Origin of the sequence: Vibrio sp. 10N.286.48.C11, assembly GCF_041469805.1 — a bacterium.
GTDB lineage: Bacteria > Pseudomonadota > Gammaproteobacteria > Enterobacterales > Vibrionaceae > Vibrio > Vibrio crassostreae_C.
In genome coordinates this window covers 20,173-41,730 of sequence record NZ_JBFRLK010000002.1, presented here as the reverse complement: position 1 = coordinate 41,730, position 21,558 = coordinate 20,173, and the positions used below count along the sequence as shown (strand labels likewise).

At 43.9% G+C, this 21,558-nt stretch carries 21 protein-coding genes; 13 read left to right on the top strand and 8 right to left on the bottom strand.

All coding sequences use genetic code 11. The features are described from left to right. Positions 1-500: 500 nt before the first annotated feature. The 7 genes from AB4209_RS00820 (at position 501) to AB4209_RS00790 (ending at position 6,940) form a co-directional block, all read left to right on the top strand. Positions 501-2,246 carry an EAL domain-containing protein gene (locus tag AB4209_RS00820; protein WP_372054471.1) on the top strand — a complete coding sequence of 582 codons (1,746 nt, stop codon included), beginning with the start codon at positions 501-503 and terminating at the stop codon, positions 2,244-2,246. A 223-nt stretch (positions 2,247-2,469) separates the two neighbouring features. Next, positions 2,470-2,841, top strand: a complete 372-nt coding sequence (locus AB4209_RS00815; protein WP_017060587.1) for a GntR family transcriptional regulator — start codon at positions 2,470-2,472, stop codon at positions 2,839-2,841. Next, the gene (locus AB4209_RS00810) at positions 2,838-3,692 is read left to right on the top strand and encodes an ABC transporter ATP-binding protein (RefSeq protein ID WP_372054469.1); all 855 of its coding nucleotides are present in this window, start codon (positions 2,838-2,840) and stop codon (positions 3,690-3,692) included. Before AB4209_RS00815 ends, AB4209_RS00810 begins: the two co-directional genes overlap by 4 nt. After that, a complete protein-coding gene (locus AB4209_RS00805; RefSeq protein ID WP_017060585.1) occupies positions 3,692-4,549 on the top strand; it encodes a hypothetical protein in 858 nt (285 codons plus the stop codon). Before AB4209_RS00810 ends, AB4209_RS00805 begins: the two co-directional genes overlap by 1 nt. Positions 4,550-5,505: 956 nt before the next feature. Then, on the top strand, positions 5,506-5,793 hold the full coding sequence (locus AB4209_RS00800; protein ID WP_017060584.1) for a putative quinol monooxygenase: 288 nt from the start codon (positions 5,506-5,508) through the stop codon (positions 5,791-5,793). Continuing rightward, positions 5,793-6,347, top strand: a complete 555-nt coding sequence (locus tag AB4209_RS00795) for a nucleotidyltransferase family protein (RefSeq protein ID WP_372054467.1) — start codon at positions 5,793-5,795, stop codon at positions 6,345-6,347. The genes AB4209_RS00800 and AB4209_RS00795 overlap by 1 nt, the downstream gene beginning before the upstream one ends. Positions 6,348-6,502: 155 nt before the next feature. Further along, on the top strand, positions 6,503-6,940 hold the full coding sequence (locus AB4209_RS00790; protein WP_136982879.1) for a bifunctional diaminohydroxyphosphoribosylaminopyrimidine deaminase/5-amino-6-(5-phosphoribosylamino)uracil reductase RibD: 438 nt from the start codon (positions 6,503-6,505) through the stop codon (positions 6,938-6,940). 17 nt (positions 6,941-6,957) lie between these two features. Here AB4209_RS00790 and AB4209_RS00785 read toward each other — a convergent pair whose 3' ends face one another. Next, on the bottom strand, positions 6,958-7,410 hold the full coding sequence (locus AB4209_RS00785) for an NUDIX pyrophosphatase (RefSeq protein ID WP_017060581.1): 453 nt from the start codon (positions 7,408-7,410) through the stop codon (positions 6,958-6,960). Positions 7,411-7,701: 291 nt separating this feature from the next. Here AB4209_RS00785 and AB4209_RS00780 point away from each other — a divergent pair, with 291 nt between their 5' ends. The 3 genes from AB4209_RS00780 to AB4209_RS00770 all read left to right on the top strand — a co-directional run bounded on the left by AB4209_RS00780 (position 7,702) and on the right by AB4209_RS00770 (position 11,422). After that, complete coding sequence (locus tag AB4209_RS00780) at positions 7,702-9,414, top strand: RluA family pseudouridine synthase (protein ID WP_017072196.1); 1,713 nt, start codon at positions 7,702-7,704, stop codon at positions 9,412-9,414. A 155-nt stretch (positions 9,415-9,569) separates the two neighbouring features. Continuing rightward, positions 9,570-9,950, top strand: coding sequence for a hypothetical protein (locus tag AB4209_RS00775; RefSeq protein WP_372054465.1), 381 nt, complete (start codon positions 9,570-9,572; stop codon positions 9,948-9,950). 311 nt (positions 9,951-10,261) lie between these two features. After that, on the top strand, positions 10,262-11,422 hold the full coding sequence (locus AB4209_RS00770; protein ID WP_372054481.1) for a multidrug effflux MFS transporter: 1,161 nt from the start codon (positions 10,262-10,264) through the stop codon (positions 11,420-11,422). Positions 11,423-11,623: 201 nt separating this feature from the next. Here AB4209_RS00770 and AB4209_RS00765 read toward each other — a convergent pair whose 3' ends face one another. The 4 genes from AB4209_RS00765 to AB4209_RS00750 form a co-directional block, all read right to left on the bottom strand. After that, positions 11,624-12,982, bottom strand: a complete 1,359-nt coding sequence (locus AB4209_RS00765; RefSeq protein ID WP_136979401.1) for a Na+/H+ antiporter NhaC family protein — start codon at positions 12,980-12,982, stop codon at positions 11,624-11,626. Positions 12,983-13,171: 189 nt separating this feature from the next. Next, complete coding sequence (locus AB4209_RS00760) at positions 13,172-13,936, bottom strand: hydratase (RefSeq protein WP_017060576.1); 765 nt, start codon at positions 13,934-13,936, stop codon at positions 13,172-13,174. Positions 13,937-14,141: 205 nt separating this feature from the next. Next, positions 14,142-14,447 carry a DUF3861 domain-containing protein gene (locus tag AB4209_RS00755; protein WP_017060575.1) on the bottom strand — a complete coding sequence of 102 codons (306 nt, stop codon included), beginning with the start codon at positions 14,445-14,447 and terminating at the stop codon, positions 14,142-14,144. A gap of 34 nt (positions 14,448-14,481) precedes the next feature. Then, complete coding sequence (locus AB4209_RS00750) at positions 14,482-14,973, bottom strand: DUF2798 domain-containing protein (protein WP_017081271.1); 492 nt, start codon at positions 14,971-14,973, stop codon at positions 14,482-14,484. A 97-nt stretch (positions 14,974-15,070) separates the two neighbouring features. On the opposite strand from AB4209_RS00750, the gene AB4209_RS00745 reads away from it, so the two are divergent. Beyond that, a complete protein-coding gene (locus AB4209_RS00745) occupies positions 15,071-15,496 on the top strand; it encodes a MarR family winged helix-turn-helix transcriptional regulator (protein WP_372054463.1) in 426 nt (141 codons plus the stop codon). Between the two features lie 111 nt (positions 15,497-15,607). Here AB4209_RS00745 and AB4209_RS00740 read toward each other — a convergent pair whose 3' ends face one another. After that, positions 15,608-16,669 (bottom strand): MBL fold metallo-hydrolase, encoded by a 1,062-nt coding sequence (locus AB4209_RS00740; protein ID WP_029235615.1) that lies wholly within the window; start codon positions 16,667-16,669, stop codon positions 15,608-15,610. Between the two features lie 187 nt (positions 16,670-16,856). Continuing rightward, positions 16,857-18,641, bottom strand: a complete 1,785-nt coding sequence (locus AB4209_RS00735) for an SgrR family transcriptional regulator (RefSeq protein WP_372054461.1) — start codon at positions 18,639-18,641, stop codon at positions 16,857-16,859. 602 nt (positions 18,642-19,243) lie between these two features. On the opposite strand from AB4209_RS00735, the gene rimK reads away from it, so the two are divergent. Next, positions 19,244-20,149, top strand: a complete 906-nt coding sequence (rimK, locus tag AB4209_RS00730; protein WP_372054459.1) for a 30S ribosomal protein S6--L-glutamate ligase — start codon at positions 19,244-19,246, stop codon at positions 20,147-20,149. A gap of 32 nt (positions 20,150-20,181) precedes the next feature. Then, positions 20,182-20,610 (top strand): RimK/LysX family protein, encoded by a 429-nt coding sequence (locus tag AB4209_RS00725; protein ID WP_017069208.1) that lies wholly within the window; start codon positions 20,182-20,184, stop codon positions 20,608-20,610. A gap of 146 nt (positions 20,611-20,756) precedes the next feature. Here the strand turns inward: AB4209_RS00725 and AB4209_RS00720 are convergent, their stop codons facing one another. Then, entirely contained in the window at positions 20,757-21,545 is a 789-nt protein-coding gene (locus AB4209_RS00720; RefSeq protein WP_372054457.1) for an MBL fold metallo-hydrolase, read from the bottom strand. Positions 21,546-21,558 lie beyond the last annotated feature (13 nt).

Genomic DNA, 21,558 nt, shown 5'->3' with positions numbered 1-21,558 from the left:
AATAAATTAAAGTCAATCATTCAACAAATATAATTAATTCTATCATTGATTACTTTAATTAAATCACCAAAACAATACGCCACATAAATTATATTAATATCACATAAAATGACATAATTTAATTTTATCATGAAAAATTCTGATAAATCTCACACATCGATAAACCGAATGAATACCATCAGAAGCTACATTAGAAACCTCTAAATCCAGTCGCTAAACCTACCGCGTAGAAGCTGTGAAATGGATAAATACCAAAACAAATGGATAAATCCCCCTTACCCCTTGTAAATCATTGGCTTTCATTTATAAATTCAACTTTTGGGTGAACATCTCCATAACCTTTCATTAAAGCCCAAATTCTGCGATTAGTATCAACATCTTGAGATAAAATGGTGACATTTTGGTTATATTATTTAGATCGAACTCTTGTGTTGAATGAAAATCCCAGCCATCACATATCCATCACACAAATATAATAACTATCGCTTAGGAGTTGAGCTATGCACTGTTCTTTCAATATAAATAACAATAATGAGAGCTTGCAACTGATCTACAATGAAGAAAAAATATACATAAAAAGAGACAGTAATAAGATATCAGAGGAAACTCTTAATAGTAAAGAGAGTTTTGTTTTCAAATATCTTATTGAACACTCGTCAATATCAAACCCTCAATCTGCACGAGATGTTGAAGAATCTTTTAAATTACACTTTGACGAAGAGTTTAGCTTATACGCGTTAAAAAACATTATTGCTTCTATAAGAAAGAAATATCGAAGCTTATGCAAAAAAGCGAAGGTAGATAATAATAGCGAACTTATCTCTAACCTTTATAAGGTAGGTTACTTTATCGATCTCGATAAAAGCTCAACCAACCGTATCGCACCAAAGTATGACATCAACCAGTTCAAGCCCAGCCAGTTCGAGATGTTGAAACTGATGTTCAACACCTATCATCGAGAACTGATCAAGGCTCTGATAGCCGTGTTCACCATCTCTTCCTTTTTCCTATTCGTTGTCTACTTTTTCCAAATCCTTTATACGACGAAGATTGCGAATGAATACAGTGAGAACACCAAACACATTGCAGCAGAAGTCATGGACTACGGTTGCGATAGCCACGGGGCTGTGCACTCGCTAAGGCACTCGCTCAACCTTGACTCTGTCGTCATGACCACACCTTATGGCTCCTGCTATATCTCGAAAACACGTTCTAAGATGATAGAGCTCAATCAAGTAGACGACTTCTACGATAGTGCTGACTTTGCCTATTCCCGCTTCATAGATACCGAGCACGACATTGAGATGGTTGCTCGAATATCTAAGCGCTCTATCGAAGCTCGATACAACAACTCGCTATTGCCTCTGTTAGTCGATTCTATCTCCATCCAGAAGAATGGTAACTACATCTTAAACCTTGGCGAAGAGAGTAAATCGATCTATCAAACCTCCCTACCAACGGGTGCAACCATCACCTTCTACAGTGACGACATTGTTGCGCTGTGGATTGCGCTTTCTCTGATACTCGCCACCCTGCTTTATCGCTCCTATATTCTGGGCTTTGTGATCTACCTGTTTCGTTGGAAACACATCTCCTTTGAAGAAGAACCGATCATCAACACCGAAGATAACAGCGTCCTCTATTACGAGTTGCTATCGCGTGTGCGTAACGTTGGCGTTTTAAGCTTCATCAACACCATGAGACGCACCAATTTACTCACCTTTCATACTATTTTACTCATCGAGACAGTCAGAAAAGCGAAGTTAAACAACAGCCATGAGATCTATGGTGTCAACGTGTGTCCGAGTGCTTTGGTAGGGTCGAACTTCGCAAGGCTCAGAGAGCATTTAGCCGCGATGGAAGCGAATGAGTTTGTCGTAGAGATTACTGAATATTCGAACATTGGCTATGGGTGTGAGGTTATCGATAACATTAAGGATATCAAAAAGCTTGGTATCACTATCGCTCTGGATGACTTTGGTACGGGCAATAACAACATCGAAATCATCAATGTTATCTCTCCGGCCTATCTAAAACTGGATCGTTGCTTTGTTAAGGATATCGAGTCAGGAGAGCATCATCAGGGTGTATTGCTCAATATCTCGGAGATTGGACGCCTATCAAATATCACAATGATTTATGAAGGTGTCGAGACGCGTAGGCAGCAATATATCTTGTGTCAGTTAGGCTACAACTTACATCAAGGTTACCTGTATAGCCGGCCTAATGACTCAAAGGAGCAATAGGCCCAGCCTAATAGAAATCTTGATCAGCAACCATTCCCTATTCAAATAATCATCGCTTATACAGCTGCTTGAGAGCCCACAAGGATGTAGGCTTCAAGTGCCCTCCCCACCAAACGTGCTTTATCTAAACATAAAAATACCCGATGCACTTTCATAAAATCCTTGCCAACTCGAATAAATAGGTTAGTGTTATACACATGTATATCACCATGCAGTTTTAATTATGACCGAATGGAAAGACGACCAGCCGATCTTTAGGCAGCTTGCCGCCAAGATCAGTGACCAAATTCTTCAGGGTGTTTGGCTAGAGCTACAAGCATTGCCCTCTGTGCGTGCGGTTGCCGCCGATCTCAAGATCAACCACCTTACTGTCATGAAAAGCTACCAGTTACTGGTGGATGAAGGCTTGGTAGAGAAAAAACGCGGCCAAGGCATGTATGTGGCCGAAGGGGCACTTCAAAAATTGAAAGAGTCCGCACACCAATCATTCATCAACACACAGATCCCAGCCATCGCTGAGACGCTAAGCATCATTGATATGAGTGTCGAAGAACTCGTGAAACAGCTAGCACAACATATAAAGGACAAGTCATGAGTACGTTACTTTCCGTGAAAAACGTAACCAAAACCTATTCAAATCAAGTGGGTGTCGAGAACATCAACTTTGAGTTAAAACCGGGGCAAGTGCTTGGATTGCTGGGCCATAATGGCGCAGGGAAATCGACACTGATCAAATCACTGCTTGGTGGACACAGCTATCAAGGTGAGATAGAGGTTAATGGCTACCACCCTATCCACCAGCATGCAGAACTCATGCTGCACTTGTCGTACATCTCAGATGTTAACGTGTTACCCGAGTGGATGACCGTTAAGCAACTGCTTAGATACACCCAAGGTGTACACCCTAGCTTCAACAAGCAAAAAGCAGAACAGACGCTAAGCAGCACCAACATCAAGCTCTCTTCGACTATCAAGCAGCTTTCTAAGGGAATGAAGGTACAACTTCACCTTGCGATCATCATCGCGACTGACACCCAAGTGTTGATCTTAGATGAGCCTACACTTGGCCTAGATTTACTGTACCGCGATACTTTTTATCGCCATCTACTTGAGTGGTTCCACGACGGCGAACGCGCCATGATCATTGCAAGCCATGAGGTTTCAGAGATTGAACATTTATTAACGGATGTTCTGATTTTAAAACAAGGCCATTGTGTGCTGCAAAAGAGCATGGAAGACATCGAAAATGACTATTTCATTATCGAAGTCGCAAATAACCATTCAAGCGAGATACAGAAACTCAACCCACTGACCTCGCAATCAGGGCTAGGCACTACTAAGTGGTTATTGGAAGGTCAATACAAAGCGCAAGTTGAATCACTGGGTAACATCTATAACGTTGGTCTCGCAGATCTATTCCTTGCAACACAGACGGAGAAGGCATAATGCATCCAAGTTTTTACATGCTAGAAAAAGAACTCATCGAGCACAAAATTAACACTCGATTGCCTCTGTTTGTCGCGTTATGTGGTTTCTTACTGTTCGTTAGTCTGTTCTTCAATGGCGCAGCGCAGCATGAGTTTTTCTTCGAAATGCAAGTGAACGGTGACGTGAGCGACATCCACAGAGAGTTCGCACAAGACCTCAACTCAGTGATCTACTTTGGCGCGGGCCTTATTTCACTGATCCTATCAACGCTTTACATCCCTAAAACGCTGCGTAAAGAGCGCCAAGAAGGCAGTTCGATGTTTTGGAGAAGTATGCCGGTATCTAACGCAATGACTCACGGTGTGAAACTCGGCTTCGGTTTAGTGGTGATTCCGGCTATCTGTGCATTGTTAGTACTGTTCGCAGATTTTCTATTCTGGATATTGAACGTCTCAAGTGAACAACAACTGGCGCTATTGGTTGAACAACAATCTCTGTTTTATGTGCTGAGCAACTGGGTCGTGTTTTTTGGACGAATGATGTTAGTTGCACTGGTTTTATTGCCACTGGCAACCGTCACTCTAGCGATTTCGCAGCTGGTAAACTCTCCATTGCTTGTCATTTTCATCTCAAGCTATGCGATTAAGTTCCTCTCTGTCGCAGTGTTTGGGTTCTATGGCATCAATGACTTCCTATCTCTCATCGCGTCATTACCAATGAATGTACTCATAGCAAGCAACCCATTAAGTGCGATTGCAGAAGCGCCGATTTTATCTTTAGGTATTTACGCACTGATCGGTGTTGGTGGCTATCTACTGAGCCTAAAGCTAAATAGAACGGACGATGTGAGCTTAAAGACGCTGTTCCAACGTTAGAGTCTATCCTAAGCACGAGCCTTTATCGGGCAGTCACATCAGATATCAAAATCTAAATCAAAGCTTCTGAGAAATCGGGAGCTTTTTTATTATCAAGACGTTAACGAGTACAGGGATGCGATAACAAGGAACAAGGAACAAGGAACAAGGAACAAGGAACAAGCTTTAGTTTGGGGTAACAGGTTTAACAAACGAAGATAAACTTAGAGGAGGTATTAATGAGCTGACATTGAATTGCATTGTTGTTAATGCCTGCCAGCTCTTTGGGGATGATTTCGTTAGTCGCCGACCAGATGAAGGTCCTTGAGAGTGCTAATGAAATCAGTTTGTTGCGTTTTACATTTGATTAAGCTTTTCAGCTTTTAAAGCTCTACGATTAAAGCTTATTTCTTTGATGCTTCTTTTGACGTGTCTTTCCAGTATTGGATACGAACGCGATGAAGCTGTGCTCTTCTCATTTTTTTCATAAGGGATATTTCCTTTTCTTTAACTGCTCTTCATGAGCTATTTTTATTGCCAACCATTCGAATCTAACGGTGTTTGATGCCCAGTTCAATGATACAAATCACAAAATATATAGAGTTTTTAGTACCATTTACATCAAAGTATGACCTAGATATCAACTATGGCTCAATTCAATCCTATGAGCCGCTGTTCAAAATTAAGGTTAGTTCTCTCAGATGACAAATTCATTTCAGTATCAATACAGTTCAATGATACTAATTTAATAGACCGGACCAACGCTGATTTAGTTCCAGTGTCTTATCATTTGTTGATTACATCACCTTTAAAGTTACGGTGTAACTAAAAAATACATTCAATGTGAACTAATAATCGCCACATTAGCCTATACGTTACAACATCAAAATGGGATTATGTTTGTAACGGATAGAGCTTTTGATAGAAAAAAGCCGTAATGGACCAAATTAAATAGACGTAATTAAATGGACGTAATTATGAGTAAAGTAATTCTGCAAGGGCATATTCTAGTGCCAGACAACGACCTAGAAGCAGTGACACATGCCTTGGTTGTGCACAAAGAACTGACACTAGAAGAACCTGGTTGTATTGTGTTTCGAGTCAGTCAAAGCACGCTTCAACCTAATCGCTTTGAAGTGTATGAAGAATTCACTAGCCGAGAAGCATTCGAAATGCACCAACAGCGAGTAAAAGCCTCTGAATGGGGTGAAATCTCCCAGAACGTGACACGTCATTACCAAGTCACTGATGTTCCGACATCATAATGATACATCCGCTAGCCAAACGCATCGTCACGTTGATCAAACAAGATCCCTTACGAATGAAGGTTTTAGACTGTGTCGCTCAGTTGGATTTGCCGCAGTGTTATGTCGCTGCGGGCTTTGTGAGAAACCTCGTTTGGGATCACCAGCATGGTTATGCCTCCCCGACTCCATTCAATGATATTGATGTGATCTACTTTGATCCCATTGATACCTCTTACGAATCGGATCTTAGATACGAGGCTCAGCTTAAACAACGGTTCCCCGAACTGAATTGGCAAGTTCGCAATCAAGCCTACATGCACACTAGAAATGGGGATGAACCTTACCAAGGCTCATTGGATGCGATGAGTTATTGGCCAGAGAAAGAAACCGCCGTCGCCGTGAAACAAAGCCTCCATGGAAACATCGAGTGTATTTCTGCCTTTGGCTTAGAGAGTTTGTTTGATTTGCAAATCACACCCAATCCAAAGCGTAGCCGAGATATCTTTGATCAAAGAGTGCAATCCAAAGGTTGGCTAACCCAGTGGCCCAAGTTAACGATGAGTCACAGTTAACTAGCAGTCGAATTCAAACGCTAAAACCATTGACTAAAAGTCCAATCAGATCGAACATGCCCCACTTATTAGCTTATTAAGTTAGTAATTAACCAACTCATCAACCACGCGTGGCGACTAGCTGCTACGCTCTCTCGTCATACTGAGTAACGACCATGAACCAACAATACATGCTGCAAGCACTCGAAGCTTCGCGCCAAGCCTTACCTGATTGCCAACCAAACCCGCCAGTAGGCTGCGTTTTGGTGAAGAACGATAAGGTGGTGTCTGTTGGGTACACGCAAAAAGTCGGCGGAAACCACGCCGAGGTTGAAGCACTGAATAGTTATAACGACAAAACGGACGGAACAATGGAGGGGGTTACCGCTTACGTAACTTTAGAGCCATGCTCTTTTGTTGGCAGAACTCCCGCTTGCGCCAATACATTGGTTAAAGCAGGTGTAAAACACGTAGTCGTGGCGATGCTAGACCCAGACCCTCGCAATAATGGTCGTGGTGTTGCGATCCTTGAATCGCACGGTGTGAAGGTAGATGTGGGGTTATGCCAAGCGCAAGTGAGCACCTTTTTAGCCCCTTACCTTGGTAAGTCCTAGATCTTAAACAGCCAGTATTAGTTCAATTTCACTCGATAAAGCGGATTGACTGGCTTATCGACAAAATACGACCAAATATGATCGTAGACGGCATGTTGGTTGGGGAACGGCGCTAACGCTTTTGCTTCTTCTAAATTACACCAGCGGTACTCGGTGTGTTCGTCATTCAGTTCAATCGCTTGGTTGGGTGGGCATAGCACCGCAAACACAGGGATTAGCTGAATCACATTCACGTGCGCCTCATAAAACTGCTCCAGAAACTGCGCGTTATACAAAGCTTCCACTTTAATTTGGGTCTCTTCTTCAAACTCGCGCACGATAGCCTGCCAGCCTGTTTCACCCGCTTCAATCGAGCCTGCGACGTGACACCAAAACTCACCTTTAACACGCTTCATTAATAGCATTTTCATTTGTCCGTCGCTCTCTGAAATAGCGACACCGGAAACAATCGAAGTATTGAGTGGAATCATAACGTTACCTTAGTTTTAATAAGAGGGCGGCAAGGCTACCACCCTTGGTTTGTTAAATTGTCTTCTATGATTAAAAACGAGAAGTTACTCATCAATTAATGGCGTTCAAGCCATAACTCATGGGTTCAGTGTTAACCATCTCGCTTAGCTATCCTGTAATAGAACCATTTCTTATTTGAGGCGCTTTTCGATAAAGAGTAGAATCGCCGCCTTGTACTGTGTTTAACGTCTCTAAACATACACAGTAGACTCACAACCATTTATCACCACGATATAAGTATTAATACGACTATGCACTCATCAAAACCAACGCACGACTCAGAAAACAGCCACACACCTGAGCATTGCTTCACTCGTTTTCAACAGCCGATCGAGTCATATTCGTTGCCTGAGCGTTTCACATTCCCGTTCTACTACGAACCGCACCCACTGTGTGAAATCGCTTCTCATCAGCTTCAACAATATCTAGAAACTCAAACCGACTGGCAGCATGACTTCGGACTGGATTCTGACGCTGGTCGCGGCAAAATGTTTGGTGTGTTATTGGTGAAAAGCCCTGAAGGTGAATTGGGGTACTTCTCTGCTTTTTCAGGGAAAATCGCCGACCAAAACCTACTGCCTCACTTTGTACCGCCCGTGTTCGACATGCTCAGCAGCGACAGCTTTTTCCATCAAGACACAGCCGACATGATGGCTGTCAACGCTGAGTTTAAAGCGCTGCAAGCAAATACTGAATACCTTGAATTGTGCGAGCAACTGGCACAGCAAAAAGCGCAAGCCGAGCAAGAGATTGAAGCTCAACGTCTATTGATTATTGAAGGCCGAAAAACGCGTAAAGAACAACGTGAACAAGGTAAAGAAAACCTTGATGAGCAAGCTTTCGAACAGCTAAATAATGAGCTAAACAAAGCCAGTGTTGCCGACAAGAACCAGCAGAAGTACCTAAAACTTAACTGGGAACAGACCCTGCAAGTGTTGCAAGCTAAAGTTGATGTGTTCAACACTCAACTGGCTGAGCTAAAAGAGCAAAGAGCACACATTTCTCATCAGCTTCAACACAAGTTGTTTTCACAATACGCTTTCCAAAATGCGGAAGGAAACGTTGAAGACCTTAACCAAATCTTTGAAAACACGCCAAACAAGATACCACCAGCTGGCTCTGGTGAATGCGCTGCGCCTAAATTGCTGCAATACGCGTACTTACATGGTTACACGCCACTGGCATTGGCTGAATTTTGGTGGGGCCGCTCTCCAAAGTCGGAAATCCGCAAGCACAAGAAATACTACGCTTCTTGTCAGAGTAAATGTGTGCCGATTTTAGGCCATATGATGAAAGGCCTAGAAGTCGATCCAAACCCATTGCTAGAGAACCCAGCAGAAGGCAAAGAGCTGGATATTCTGTTCCAAGATGAGCACATCGTGGTAGTACACAAGCCAGCAGGTTTTCTATCCGTGCCGGGTAAAACCATCAAAGATTCCGCCTACACACGTGTTCAAGAAATGCATCCCGATGTTGAAGGCCCATTTGTGATTCATCGCTTAGACATGGCGACCTCTGGCATTCTAATCTTCGCTCTCACACGACGTGCGAACAAGAGCTTACAGAAGCAGTTCATTACTCGTGAAGTCGAAAAGCGTTACGTGGCAATGATTGAAGGCGTTCTAACAGAAAATGAAGGCTATGTTCGACTACCATTACGTGGTGATTTGTATGACCGCCCTCGTCAAATTGTCTGCTTCGAACACGGCAAGCCAGCAGAAACCAAATGGGAAGTGATTGAGCGAAACGGGCAAACCACTAAGGTTTACCTGCATCCTAAAACAGGGCGTACACACCAGTTGCGTGTTCACTGTTCACACCAAGAAGGCCTTAACATGCCTATCGTGGGTGATGGCCTATATGGCAATAAAGCCGACCGATTGCACTTACACGCAGAAAGACTTGCGCTGCACCACCCAGTCACCAAAGAGTGGATGGAATTCCAGTTCGACGCTGAATTCTAAAATCTCTCATTAGTACCGAGCTTTGATAAGGAGTCACAACCGCTTGTGGCTCCTACCTCTTTTGGGTATATATCCACGCTTATTGCACTACATCAAGATTCACTTTGTTGTGAAGAGTAGCATGCCCACCTTCTTCTCTCCTTGAGGCCTTTGATATGTCATCAGCTGCTTTGAATTTACAACCTAACAAACTGACTTCCCCATTAATTGCGACTCAAGCACCGAGCTTGAAGCCACTTACATCCAAAAAGCCAAACTTAAACTCGGCAATGCTTAACTTAATTGAAGAAGTTAAAAACGAACTCCCACTTTACGAGTCAGAGACGTTTATCTGTGGTCCAAAAGGAAATTGCTCGGGTTGCTCTAAGAAACTACTTGAGATGGTCGACAGCGAGTTAATGTATTGGGAGCACAGTATTTCCATTGGCCAAGGCCCTAACTTCGAAGAACTGCGCCGCTTTGGTAAACTATGCAGCAGCGTTCGACGTGGTTTAGAGCGTAACGGTTTAGTCGAAAAACGCCCAAAGAAAAGATAACAAGCCAAGTCGATAATCATTACAATGTGTCGCTGGCGATTACAAGCTACACTGCTACTAACTGATTGAACTCGTTAGCTATAAAAGCAATAATGTTTTGTAATACAATTCAGTGCACAGACCGACTTCGTAGATTCGAACTCATTAGAGATAAGTTCATCGTTACTTTCACCATATTCTTGAACGACTCTATCCTTCTTGTCTGACGTGCCTTAGCCTTCTGTATAGCAATATCACACCAATTAAAAACCTATTTTGGACAACGGAGAGCCACCTTGAAGAGACCACAACCAGTACTGGGAAAGACCGGTATGCTATTTTTTCTCGTCATAATAAGTGCTTTCCCTCCATTGACCATCGACCTTTACCTACCTGCGCTTCCGCAGATGGTCGACGTGTTTAATACTGACCGATCAATGGTCAACCTAACCCTGAGCAGCTACTTCGTTACTTACGCTATTGGTCTTTTATTTTGGGGGCCGCTCAGCGAGAAATTCGGTCGTAAGCCGATCCTATTAATTGGATTAGCGGGTTATATGGTCGCGAGCATATTGTGCGCGATGACCAATAGCATCGAACAGTTAATTGGTGCTCGTGTATTCCAAGCCTTTGCTGGTAGTGCTATCACCGTTATCGCTACCGCCATTGTCAAAGATCTTTATGATGGCCGAGAACGTGAAAAGATCATGGCGACTATCATGTCACTGGTGATCATCGCGCCAATGGTTGCGCCTGTATTTGGTGCCTTTCTACTGAAAATTGCGTCTTGGCGAATGATGTTCGTCACCCTCGCCATTTTTGGTGCATTTGCGTCAGTATTAGCTTGCTGCTATCGAGAAACGCTCGAAACCAAATACCAAGGTTCAATGTTCCGCTCCTGGGGAAGAATGGGCGTGGTCATGAAAAACAGCTCGTTCCTCAAGCTACTGGTCATTTTCTCTATCATACCGATGGCATTAATGGGCTTTCTTGCAGCGGGTTCTTATATCTACATCGATCACTTTGGATTGACCGAACAACAGTTTAGTTACGCGTTCGCATTCAATGCACTGTGCGCCTCATTTGGTCCAACAATTTACATGAAGTTGTCCTACCGAATGCCGGTTCAAAAGGTCATCTCAGGATGTTTTGCTTTATTAGCGCTTGCGGGAATCTTCACCCTAACCATTGGCGACCTGTCCCCTTGGTTCTTCATGTTCATCGCTGCACCAGCGACATTAATGGCGATCATCATGCGAGTACCGGGGACCAACTTGATGTTGAATCAACAAGATCATGACACGGGCTCTGCCGTCGCACTGATACAGTTCTTCAGCATGATTTGTGGCTCGCTTGGCATGGTATTAGTTTCAATCCGCCCAGAGTCACTGATTGAAAACCTAGGCTTTATCCAATTATCCATCGGTACGCTAGGCGGCCTGATGTGGCTAATGGTCAGAAACAAAGAGTTCGTGACTAATAAGCTGAATTAAAGCTCTCAAGCCTAATTGTCATTCACACTACAATAAACTTGAAAACCGCTATAACGAAATTAGAAACCGTCTACATAGGCGGTTTTCTTGTATTTGAAGACGTACATTGAATTTTCAAGCCATGAGTTTCACGCACAAAAAAGCTCCTATTAAGGAGCCTTCTTATCAGAGCCAGTGAGCACTCAGTTTGGTCAATTATTACTAAGCTTGAGCCACTTGACGTGCTGGGTGTTTAATAAACACAGCTACCACAGCAACGACTGCAAGCGCGAAACAGTAGTAAGAATTAGCCACGATATCCAAAGGCGATAAGTTAAATACCGAACCTAATAGCAATACCTGTGCACCGTAAGGCAATACGCCTTGAATCACACAAGAGAAGATATCCAATAAGCTGGCAGAGCGACGTGGAGAAACGTTATTTTCTTCAGCTAATTGGCGAGCCACACTACCAGACACAATAATCGCTACCGTGTTGTTTGCAGTACATAGGTTCACCATTGATACCAAGCCCGCAATACCCAACTCACTCGCACGGCCATTCGCTTGCTTAGAGTGTGAAGAGCCAAACGCACGAATCACACCACTTACCAAGCTAGTCAGGAACGCCAATCCACCTTGGCGACGCATTAGCTCACTCAAACCACCAATCAGCATCGACAGTAAGAAGATCTCCTGCATGTTGCCGAAGCCTGCGTAGATATCTTGAGCGTAATCCGTCATACCGTAGTTCTCAATAGAACCTAGGCTCACTCCACCCGCTAGCAAGATACCAATCGTCAACACAACGAACACATTCATGCCCGATACCGCAAGGATTAGGATAGTGATGTACGGAAGGACTTTCAGCCATTCAATTGGGCCTGTTTCAGGAACTTGAGTTGCTGTGCTGTTGAAAGCAAAGATAACAATCGCGATAAGTGCAGCAGGAAGTGCTATACGGATGTTCTCTTTAAACTTGTCTCTCATCTCACAGCCTTGCGAGCGAGTCGCGGCAATCGTGGTATCTGAGATGATAGAAAGGTTGTCACCAAACATAGCGCCACTTAGCACTACGCCAGCGGTTAGAGGAATACTCATACCAGCTGAGTCAGCAATGCCTAGTGCAACAGGAGCAACCGCAGCGATAGTACCCATAGAGGTGCCCATTGCTGTCGCAATGAACGCCGAAATAAGGAAGATGCCCGGTAGGATCATGCTCGTTGGGATAGCCGATAGACCAAGGTTTACCGTCGCGTCCACGCCACCAGAAGCTTTAGCCACAGCAGCAAAAGCACCCGCCAATAGGTAGATCATACACATTGCGATAATGTCTTTGTGACCCACGCCACCTAAGAACTGCTCAATCGCACGGTTCAATTTATCTTTGCTCAATAGCAACGCTAACATCACAGCAGGCAGAGCCGCAATCGGAGCTGGAAGTTGATAGAAAGCAAAATCGACGCCTTGTAGCGACAGGTATGTACCCACGCCAATAAACAGCGCAAGGAAAACGATCAGAGGGATAAGCGCCACTGCAGAAGGGGCAATTACCGCGTTAGAATTTTTTGAATTGGACATGGAACGACAACACAATAGAACAGGAAGGTGAGCAGACTAATGTCACACTTAGAACTTGTCAACGTCTAGACGTCTAAACGCCTAATTTAATGCAAAGTAATAAGAACCCTATTGAGCATCACGTAATAAAAAAGGCTATTTACTCATCAGTAAACAGCCTTTCGATAACAGATAGTGCGCCGCTAGAAGTTAGCGTTTCTGCTTGAACGTTACTTGGTATTCACCAATGCCTTCGTAGTGGAAGGTCGTTGGTTTATCGAATTCCATTTCCACGATACCGCAGTAAGAGCCCGTGATAATGGCTTCACCCGCTTGGAAATCAACACCACGACGTGTCATGTAGTTAATCAGCCAGTAAATTGGGCTTGGTGGCAGTGTATTCGGGTGCTTACCGTCGAATGCTTGAACTTGCTCGCCTTGAGTCACTTCAATACTGATCTCTGCAGAAGTGAACGCTTTTTCGCGATCAATCTCAGAGCCAATAAATAGACCTTGGTTTACTAGGCCATCGGCCAGCTTTTCATAGAACTCAGCGCCGCTGTCATCCGCAAAACGAGACTGCATTAACTCAAGTGCCATGTGGCAAGAACCAATCGCTTCGTTGATTTGCTCTTCGCTGTAGCCTTCTTGGCTTGCAGGCAGGCTCTTAGCAAGCGTAAATGCGATTTCAGGCTCAACGCGTACTACGCCGTTGTCAGCAAACAGTTCACAAACTTCGCCTTGTTGAACGCTGCCCGAGAAGATTGGCGCAACAACAAACTTGTCTTCAGCCAGAGGAAGTAAGCACTTCCAACCGCCGACTTTATCGCTTTTCAAATCGATCATTGAAGATTGGATCTTTAGCGCATCTTCCAAGTTATTCGGACGGTACTGTTCGTCCAATCTTGGTGCTTTGGTGCCAGCAACACGACGACTCAACAGTTCTTCAGCTGCTTGTTTAAATACATTTGTCATATAATACCACCTTTAGTTTTATGACCAGTATAATATCGGATTTCTTAAAGCTTGAATAGACAATTCAACAACGGTGCTACACCGAAAATTCAGCCATCAATTTTCGCATATTCTAGACGCAAACAACTGAAACTATTTTGATTTAAATGTAAAAAAGCCAGTAATTTGATTACTGACTTTTCGATGTATTACTGATGTTCAGGCTTTACTGCCCTTTCAACGTCTTCTTCAAATTCTGCATGAAGTTTCTGAAGTGAGGCATGAAATCAACAAACAGAGGGTGTTTTCTATCTTGCATCATCAATGGGCCTAACAAGCGAATGCTCACTCCTAGTCGCGCTGCTGATTGCTCGTCTAAGCCGCTGTCATGTTTGATCTTCTCAACAATCGCGAACATATCTTCTCTGTCTTCAATTTCAAACTGCATGGTTTGAAGTTCACGATCTTCTTTGATGTTCACTTCTTCGATAGTGATACGGTAGTTATTGTGTTTGCCTGTGAATGCTTTCATGTGGACCTCCTAAAATGCTTAAAAAGTGTTTTGGTTAGCTCTTCATGAATCGTTCGAGCTTAGGTTTAACCGTCATCGACATCACGACCATGATCGCAAGGCCAATGGGAAGTGCGGCAATAAATCCATTAAACCATCCACTGGTAAACGCCGATGTATCCGAAAATCCAATGTTATTTGCCGCTGTTACAAATGCCATCATGGACTCCATTATGAATGCCATGATCAGTCCTACGATCAGGTTGCGAACTTTCTCGCTATAAGTTGTGAACACTCTAGCAACGGCTTTGGTGACTAAAGCCATCATCACCGTGCCCATTGGCATCATGATCACGACAACAAGGGCTAACGAAGAAAGCCAGTTGCCAATAAATTCCTCGCCGAATCCGACATTCATGTAAGTCATCACAGCCGTTAAACTGCCGCCAATCGTCAGCATTAAGCTCATCATGACCAAAACTTTGTATAAAACCGGTGTGCCTTTTTGCTCAGGAAGAGTTGGCGTTAGAGTTGCTTGAATCGTCATATCTATTTCCTGTCTTGAATTTACGAACAATTAAGTTGATAATGTCAACTATAAATACAGTAGTTGATAATGTCAACTATATTTCTAAGGATAGTTTATGTCTGATAACACATCGCTAGAATCAATCTTTCGTCTAGTGCACTCTTTGAAACGTCAAATGAGCGAACAGATTGAGAGCTTAGACTCAGAGATCGCACCTATGAACATTCGTGTCATGAAGATCATTACTAAGAAGTCTCCATGTACCGCTATCGATATCGCACACTTCCTAGATCGTGATAAAGCACAGGTCACTCGGCTCATTAATGCCTTGATCAATCAGGAACTTGTGAAGAAGTCTCCGAACCCGGAAGACAAGCGCAGCCAGTTATTGGTTCTGACTGATAAGGGTCAAGAGATCATGAGTAAGGTCTCGGATATCGATCGAGACATGCTGAAGAGAATGACCAAAGGCATGACCGAAGACGAGTTAGAACAATTCAGAAAAATTGCGAAGAAAATGGCGCAGAACTTAGAAAGCTGATCTTAAAAATAAAACGAAAAAACGCCACCGAATCGTAAGATCGGTGGCGTTTCGTGTATAAGTTGGGTTGTACAGCTTAGTGGTTTAGCTATGTCTATTTGGATGACAGCTCTAATTCGATGCTAGTTTCCACCATGCCTGAACAGGTACAGGCTCTGAGATCACCAAACGTTCACCCATCACCGGGCTTACCATTTGTACATCTCGCTCTTTGCTTATCGCCAGTGCTTGTTCCATTGGGTCTTGCCAATCATGCATAGAAAGGTCGAAGGTACTGTTGTGGATTGGCATCATCACCTTACCTTGCAGATCAATGTGTGCCTGAACACTCTGTTCTGGGAACATATGAATATCCGCCCAAAGTGAGTTATACGCACCCGTTTCAACCATGGTTAAATCAAACGGCCCAAAACGGTCGCCAATCTCTTTAAAGCCATTGAAGTAACCAGAATCACCGCTAAAGAAGACTTTCTTGTCTGAAGCGTTAATAACCCAACTGCCCCACAGTGTTTGGTCACGATCAAGCAAGCCACGACCAGAGAAATGCTGTGTCGGTGTCAACGTGAACTCAATGTCTGAGGCCGTTGCCGATTCCCACCAGTTCAATTCGATGATCTTCTCTTTATCCACGCCCCACTTTTCCAACAGTGCGCCCACTCTTAATGGCACTAAGAACGTCCCTACTTTGTCGGCTAATACCTTCACGGCACCTTTGTCTAAATGGTCGTAGTGATCATGGCTGATCACTACCACATCGATGTCAGGTAGATCTTGCAGTGAGATTGGGGTTGGGTGAAAGCGCTTTGGCCCCATCCATTGCACTGGTGATGCTCGATCACTGAACACAGGGTCAGTCATCACTAGCTTGCCATCTAGCTTCATCATCACACTTGAGTGACCTAAGCGGTACGCAACGTCTTCTGTCTCTTCGATCAATTGCTCGGCTGTCATCGGAATCAAAGGCAATGCAGCACGTGGCACTGGCTCGTTTCTTTCCACAGTCACGTATGCTTTCAAGATTGAAAAAATATCAGACATACCCGATTTGTATTCCAACTCACTGTTAGCAAACTTCTTTGGAAGCTTATCTAGATTGTCGTTTGATTGTGAACCTGTGCTTACGATAGCGACCACGGCAAGTACTCCTAAAATCGGTAATAGATATTTTTTCATTGGTATCTCTTTAACCGTTGGGATAGACCCAACACATAAACTACACCGACTAGTTTATATGCCAAAACCAAAAAGTAAACCACCGAGTGTAATTTTTAATTTATCTAGACGTAAGCGTGTCAAAGTCGATTTTGGAAAAACCAATTTTGGCAACGAGTTAACTTAGTTATTTAGCTAGTAAGAAAGGTTAATCAGCAGACCATACATTCTTGAAATCTGGCCATCCCCAGTTGGTAATGGCCACGTTTTTCAAAATGCCTTGAAAACGCACGGTTTGTAGGTGATGGAACATAGGCACTAGCCAATAATCAGAAATCAACGTCGATGCAACAGGCTCCAACTCTGCCAAGTAATTCGGCAGTTCAACTGAGGCTTTGTGATGATCTAAGCGCTGTTTAAGCCAATCACTGTTCATCTCTCCGAGCGCGGAATGCAATACAGGGTCATTCATCAACCACGAAAACAGCGAAGATGGCGCATTATCATCGAGATTCAGGTTACACAATACCAAATCTTCTTTTAAATCGCCCCGCTGAGAAAGCAGCGCCAACTCTCGAAAGCTATAGGTGTTCACTTCAACTTCCACTCCATGTCGTTTAAGGATGTCCGACACGGAAATGGCACACCGATAAAGGGCATAGTAGTTATATACCGCAATGCTCAATTTCTTAGGCAACTCGCTCTCTCTGGAAGGCGTTCGATACAGCTTCTGCCAACTTGGCAATATGTTCTGAGCCAAAGAGACACTGAATAATCCTTGGTTTTGCTCCAGTTGCGCCAAAATAGCCTGAGGGTTTGCAAGGGCTGATAGGTACTTACGTTGCTCGTCGCTTAACGGATTCACTGCTGAGTTTTGATTGAACAGAACAAACAAACAACCATCTTCGATTCGACTACGAAGCCCGTCAGTTTCAGCCGAGACTAGCTCAGTGTCGCTTTTCCCTAATTGGTGAAAACAGGCGGAGTCTTCATAAGGTGACACCTGCATCTGGCTATCATCGAATCGAGCACTACCTGTCATCGACTCTTCAAACTGCCAAATAGTCACTTCATCGGTTAAAGAGCGACACCCGTAAAAGTGTTCGAATGCCGAGAGCTTGATGCGCTCACTATTGGTTTCAACCACTCTGAAAGGGCCAGTACCGATCACAGCATGAGACATTGAGCTCAATGGTAATGGTTCACGCATCACTTGCTCGGCGGGTTGAATCGAATACTTAACACCAGCAAGCAACCCCGCAAAACCTGTGTCCGCTTGGGTTAATTTAAAACTGATCCTTAATGGCTGCTCACTGTAGATGGAAGCGACATGATCTAACTCAGCTTGATAGAAAGGCAGAGCTTGTAGAGCAGTAAACAAAGCAACCAGCTGCTTGGCATCTACTGGCTGACCATCATGAAAAGTCAGACCGGGGCGCAGATAGAAAGTCCAAACCAGTTGCTCTGTGTCATATTCCCAATGGTGAGCTAATTCAGGCTTTAAATCACCTTTACCATTACACGTCACTAGGCAGCTAAAAACCTGTCTTATCAAAAATCGTTCGCTACTGCGGTGTATATGGTGCGGAAACAAATCCTCAAACTTACGCTTATAGGTTAATTGAACGTGCAGCAGCCCTTCACGCATGGTCGCGCCGGAAGTTTCTTGCAGTAAAGAAGCAAACACAGCGCGGTCATTATCCAATATGGAAAGTGCTTTTTCGTACTTGCCCTGCTCTATCAGTTTACTTGCAACATGCTGCGCCAACTCTGAACTGCTAAAACGCAGTGTTAAGTTAGAGCGTTGATTCCTGCCAACTTTTGGCTCCCACACCACCCATTCAGCTTGATGCATCTTACCAAGTAAGGTTCGAGCGTGACGCAAGCTTGTAAACAGCATATCCGCTACTTCGGCTAGGGTGACTGAATGAGAAATGTTTGGCTCGAACGACTCTAGCCGCGTGTAGTAACGCATCATTTTTAGATCAGACAAATAATGAACCTTTTAAAGATAGCTCTTCCTAATTAAGCCCATTATAAAACACATTCATCAAAAAGTAGTGTAATGCGACCAAAACAGGAACAACCAATAAAAATAACATCTGTTTTTTAGTTCCTCTTAATTATCCATAATGAACGGGTCAGCAACAAACCATAGGTTGTAAATAAAGCCTAACCAGAGAGAGTAATGACCATGAGAAAATACTATCTTAACAAGCTAAAAAGCACCTGCAGTAAGCTCGAAAGAGAAGCACTACGAACACTTATAGATCTATGTAACTGGCGTTATTAGTACACTTTTTAGCACCGAGTAAACGCGAGTTGGGTACAACCTAATATGCTCCTACCCCCAATATGAGTTAGGTCTCAACTCGCTTTTCCATTCCAATTCCCCTCTCAAGCCTGCTGTACCAATAGCTCACACAATCGATAAATTTCCGTTGTCGACTCGACAAATTTAATTCGTTTTCTTAGTTGAACGAAAAGCCTTAAGGTTCGCCCCGAAGCAAGCAAGGAGCCTCAGAAAAAACTGAAAGCTCAGCTAACAACTAATTTATTTGCAGTTACCAATCAGGTATTAACTAAGGAAACGCCATGCGTATCGCAATTCTTTCTCGCAACGAAAATCTATACTCTACCGCTCGTCTAAAGCAGGCTGGAGAAGCACGTGGTCATCAGGTCGATGTTATCGACACGTTGCACTGTGATATAGATATCGCGAGTAACAATCCGAAGATTCGCTACATGGGTGAAGAGCTACCTCAATACGATGCTGTTATTCCACGTATTGGCGCTTCCATTACCTTTTACGGAACTGCGGTTGTTCGCCAATTTGAAATGATGGGCACTTTTTGTATCAATGAGTCAGTAGCAATCAGTCGCTCTCGCGACAAACTGCGCTCACTACAACTGTTGTCTCGTAAAGGTATTGGCTTACCAAAAACAGGTTTCGCTAGCCGCCCAGACAAGATTCAAGACCTGATCAAAAACGTAGGCGGCGCGCCACTTGTGATCAAGCTTCTTGAAGGCACTCAAGGTATCGGCGTTGTACTAGCAGAAACAAACAAAGCAGCAGAAAGCGTTATCGAAGCGTTCATGGGCCTAAAAGCGAACATCTTGGTTCAAGAGTTCATTGAAGAAGCAAATGGCGCAGACATCCGTTGTTTTGTTGTTGGCAACAAAGTAATTGCTGCAATGAAGCGTCAAGCTGGTGAAGGTGAATTCCGCTCTAACCTGCACCGTGGCGGCACTGCTCAGCTGGTTAAACTAACCAAAGAAGAGCGCGCAACAGCAATCAATGCAGCGAAAATCATGGGATTAAACCTATGTGGTGTAGATATCCTACAATCTAAGAACGGCCCAGTAGTAATGGAAGTAAACTCTTCTCCAGGCCTAGAAGGCATCGAGAAAGCAACGGGTAAAGATGTAGCAGACATGATTTTCGAATTCATCGAGAAGAAGGCAAAACCAAACGCTAACCGTACTCGTGGCAAGGGCTGATTGAATACCGATAACTCATGATTGGAAAGAAAATGAACAATAAAATGATCATAGGGAATACCGAAGCACTTTGCTTACCAGAGTTAGGGATAACTGGACTACATACACGTGTTGATACAGGGGCTAAAACCTCTTCTCTACACGTAGACAATCTACTATGTGTTAAATCAAATGGTGAGAAATTCGTAGAGTTCGACCTTCACCCAGACGTTTATCACCTAGAAGAGACGGTGCGCTGCAAGGCGAAACTGAAAACAAGTAAGAAAATTAAATCATCTAACGGCGAAGTTGAACACCGTTGCGTGATTGAAACCATGCTAAGAATCGGTGGTCAGGAATGGCCGATCGATATCACGCTAAGCAACCGTCAAGACATGACTTACATGATGTTGCTTGGACGTCAAGGCATGAGTGACAAAGTGATTGTTGACCCTGCGGGTGAATTCCTGCTGACTCACTAATCCGAGTCATCGTAACCGCTCCACAGGTTATAACTAAAGCTACTCACAACGATATAAGGCCAGTCTCATGACTGGCCTTATTGCTATCTATTTTTCTATTTCTACTTTCAGCTCTGAATACACGACTTTGCATTCAAGCTTCTGATCTATTTCTTCGATTTACCATGAGATTGAAAACCAAATCGCCCAATCGATAAAAGTAATTTCTTGGTTTTGATTTTCGTCACTCGCCAATGTGTAACAGGCCTTCTTGGGGCACTCATCAACAGGTGTTCAAAAGCCTTCTGACTGAAATCGACTTGCCCACCATGCGCCACCAGCAAGGTATCGAGCTGCATGTCATAAATGCGCGATACAGACGCTCGATACTTATTAGGGTGAAAGATAGGAAACGGCGGAATCAGCTTCTTCTTAACCTCGACCATTAAATCGGCCACATAAGCCACGCTGTGTGATGGGCAATAGACCGAGAGATCACGGTCGGTATGGCCCGGTGTTTCAAGAACCAACCAATCATCAAACCCTGGAATACTATCCCCATCAGACAGCTTGTAGTCCGGCTTTAACTTTCTTGAATACCATAGGTTTGCTTTAGGCTTGCCTAAGCGATTCGCCATCCACCTAGCAAGCGCTAAGTCGGTCAGGTGCATCAAAATGCCATCGATGCCGTGATACCAATCTTTGTCTCGGTTTGCTGCCACCAAGTTACAGCTCGTGAGCTTTCTGAGCTCGTGCGCTGCCCCTGCATGGTCAGGATGCATGTGTGTAACAACCACAGTATGTAGGTCGCTAAATTCACGGCCAAGCTCATCTTCAATGAAAGCCCTAAGATGAGGAATATCCGCACGGCACGCACCATCAAGTAACAGCAACCTATCTGGGTACTCTACGAGATACATGTCTTGGATATAGCCTTTGATGGTATGCAGCTGCAAACCCACTCCTTGT

Bases quoted from the DNA above. Each gene is read 5' to 3' on its own strand.
- AB4209_RS00820 (WP_372054471.1), top strand. From the start codon at position 501: ATGCACTGTTCTTTCAATATAAATAACAATAATGAGAGCTTGCAACTG.
- AB4209_RS00815 (WP_017060587.1), top strand. From the start codon at position 2,470: ATGACCGAATGGAAAGACGACCAGCCGATCTTTAGGCAGCTTGCCGCC.
- AB4209_RS00810 (WP_372054469.1), top strand. From the start codon at position 2,838: ATGAGTACGTTACTTTCCGTGAAAAACGTAACCAAAACCTATTCAAAT.
- AB4209_RS00805 (WP_017060585.1), top strand. From the start codon at position 3,692: ATGCATCCAAGTTTTTACATGCTAGAAAAAGAACTCATCGAGCACAAA.
- AB4209_RS00800 (WP_017060584.1), top strand. From the start codon at position 5,506: ATGAGTAAAGTAATTCTGCAAGGGCATATTCTAGTGCCAGACAACGAC.
- AB4209_RS00795 (WP_372054467.1), top strand. From the start codon at position 5,793: ATGATACATCCGCTAGCCAAACGCATCGTCACGTTGATCAAACAAGAT.
- AB4209_RS00790 (WP_136982879.1), top strand. From the start codon at position 6,503: ATGAACCAACAATACATGCTGCAAGCACTCGAAGCTTCGCGCCAAGCC.
- AB4209_RS00785 (WP_017060581.1), bottom strand. From the start codon at position 7,410: ATGATTCCACTCAATACTTCGATTGTTTCCGGTGTCGCTATTTCAGAG.
- AB4209_RS00780 (WP_017072196.1), top strand. From the start codon at position 7,702: ATGCACTCATCAAAACCAACGCACGACTCAGAAAACAGCCACACACCT.
- AB4209_RS00775 (WP_372054465.1), top strand. From the start codon at position 9,570: ATGTCATCAGCTGCTTTGAATTTACAACCTAACAAACTGACTTCCCCA.
- AB4209_RS00770 (WP_372054481.1), top strand. From the start codon at position 10,262: ATGCTATTTTTTCTCGTCATAATAAGTGCTTTCCCTCCATTGACCATC.
- AB4209_RS00765 (WP_136979401.1), bottom strand. From the start codon at position 12,982: ATGTCCAATTCAAAAAATTCTAACGCGGTAATTGCCCCTTCTGCAGTG.
- AB4209_RS00760 (WP_017060576.1), bottom strand. From the start codon at position 13,936: ATGACAAATGTATTTAAACAAGCAGCTGAAGAACTGTTGAGTCGTCGT.
- AB4209_RS00755 (WP_017060575.1), bottom strand. From the start codon at position 14,447: ATGAAAGCATTCACAGGCAAACACAATAACTACCGTATCACTATCGAA.
- AB4209_RS00750 (WP_017081271.1), bottom strand. From the start codon at position 14,973: ATGACGATTCAAGCAACTCTAACGCCAACTCTTCCTGAGCAAAAAGGC.
- AB4209_RS00745 (WP_372054463.1), top strand. From the start codon at position 15,071: ATGTCTGATAACACATCGCTAGAATCAATCTTTCGTCTAGTGCACTCT.
- AB4209_RS00740 (WP_029235615.1), bottom strand. From the start codon at position 16,669: ATGAAAAAATATCTATTACCGATTTTAGGAGTACTTGCCGTGGTCGCT.
- rimK (WP_372054459.1), top strand. From the start codon at position 19,244: ATGCGTATCGCAATTCTTTCTCGCAACGAAAATCTATACTCTACCGCT.
- AB4209_RS00725 (WP_017069208.1), top strand. From the start codon at position 20,182: ATGAACAATAAAATGATCATAGGGAATACCGAAGCACTTTGCTTACCA.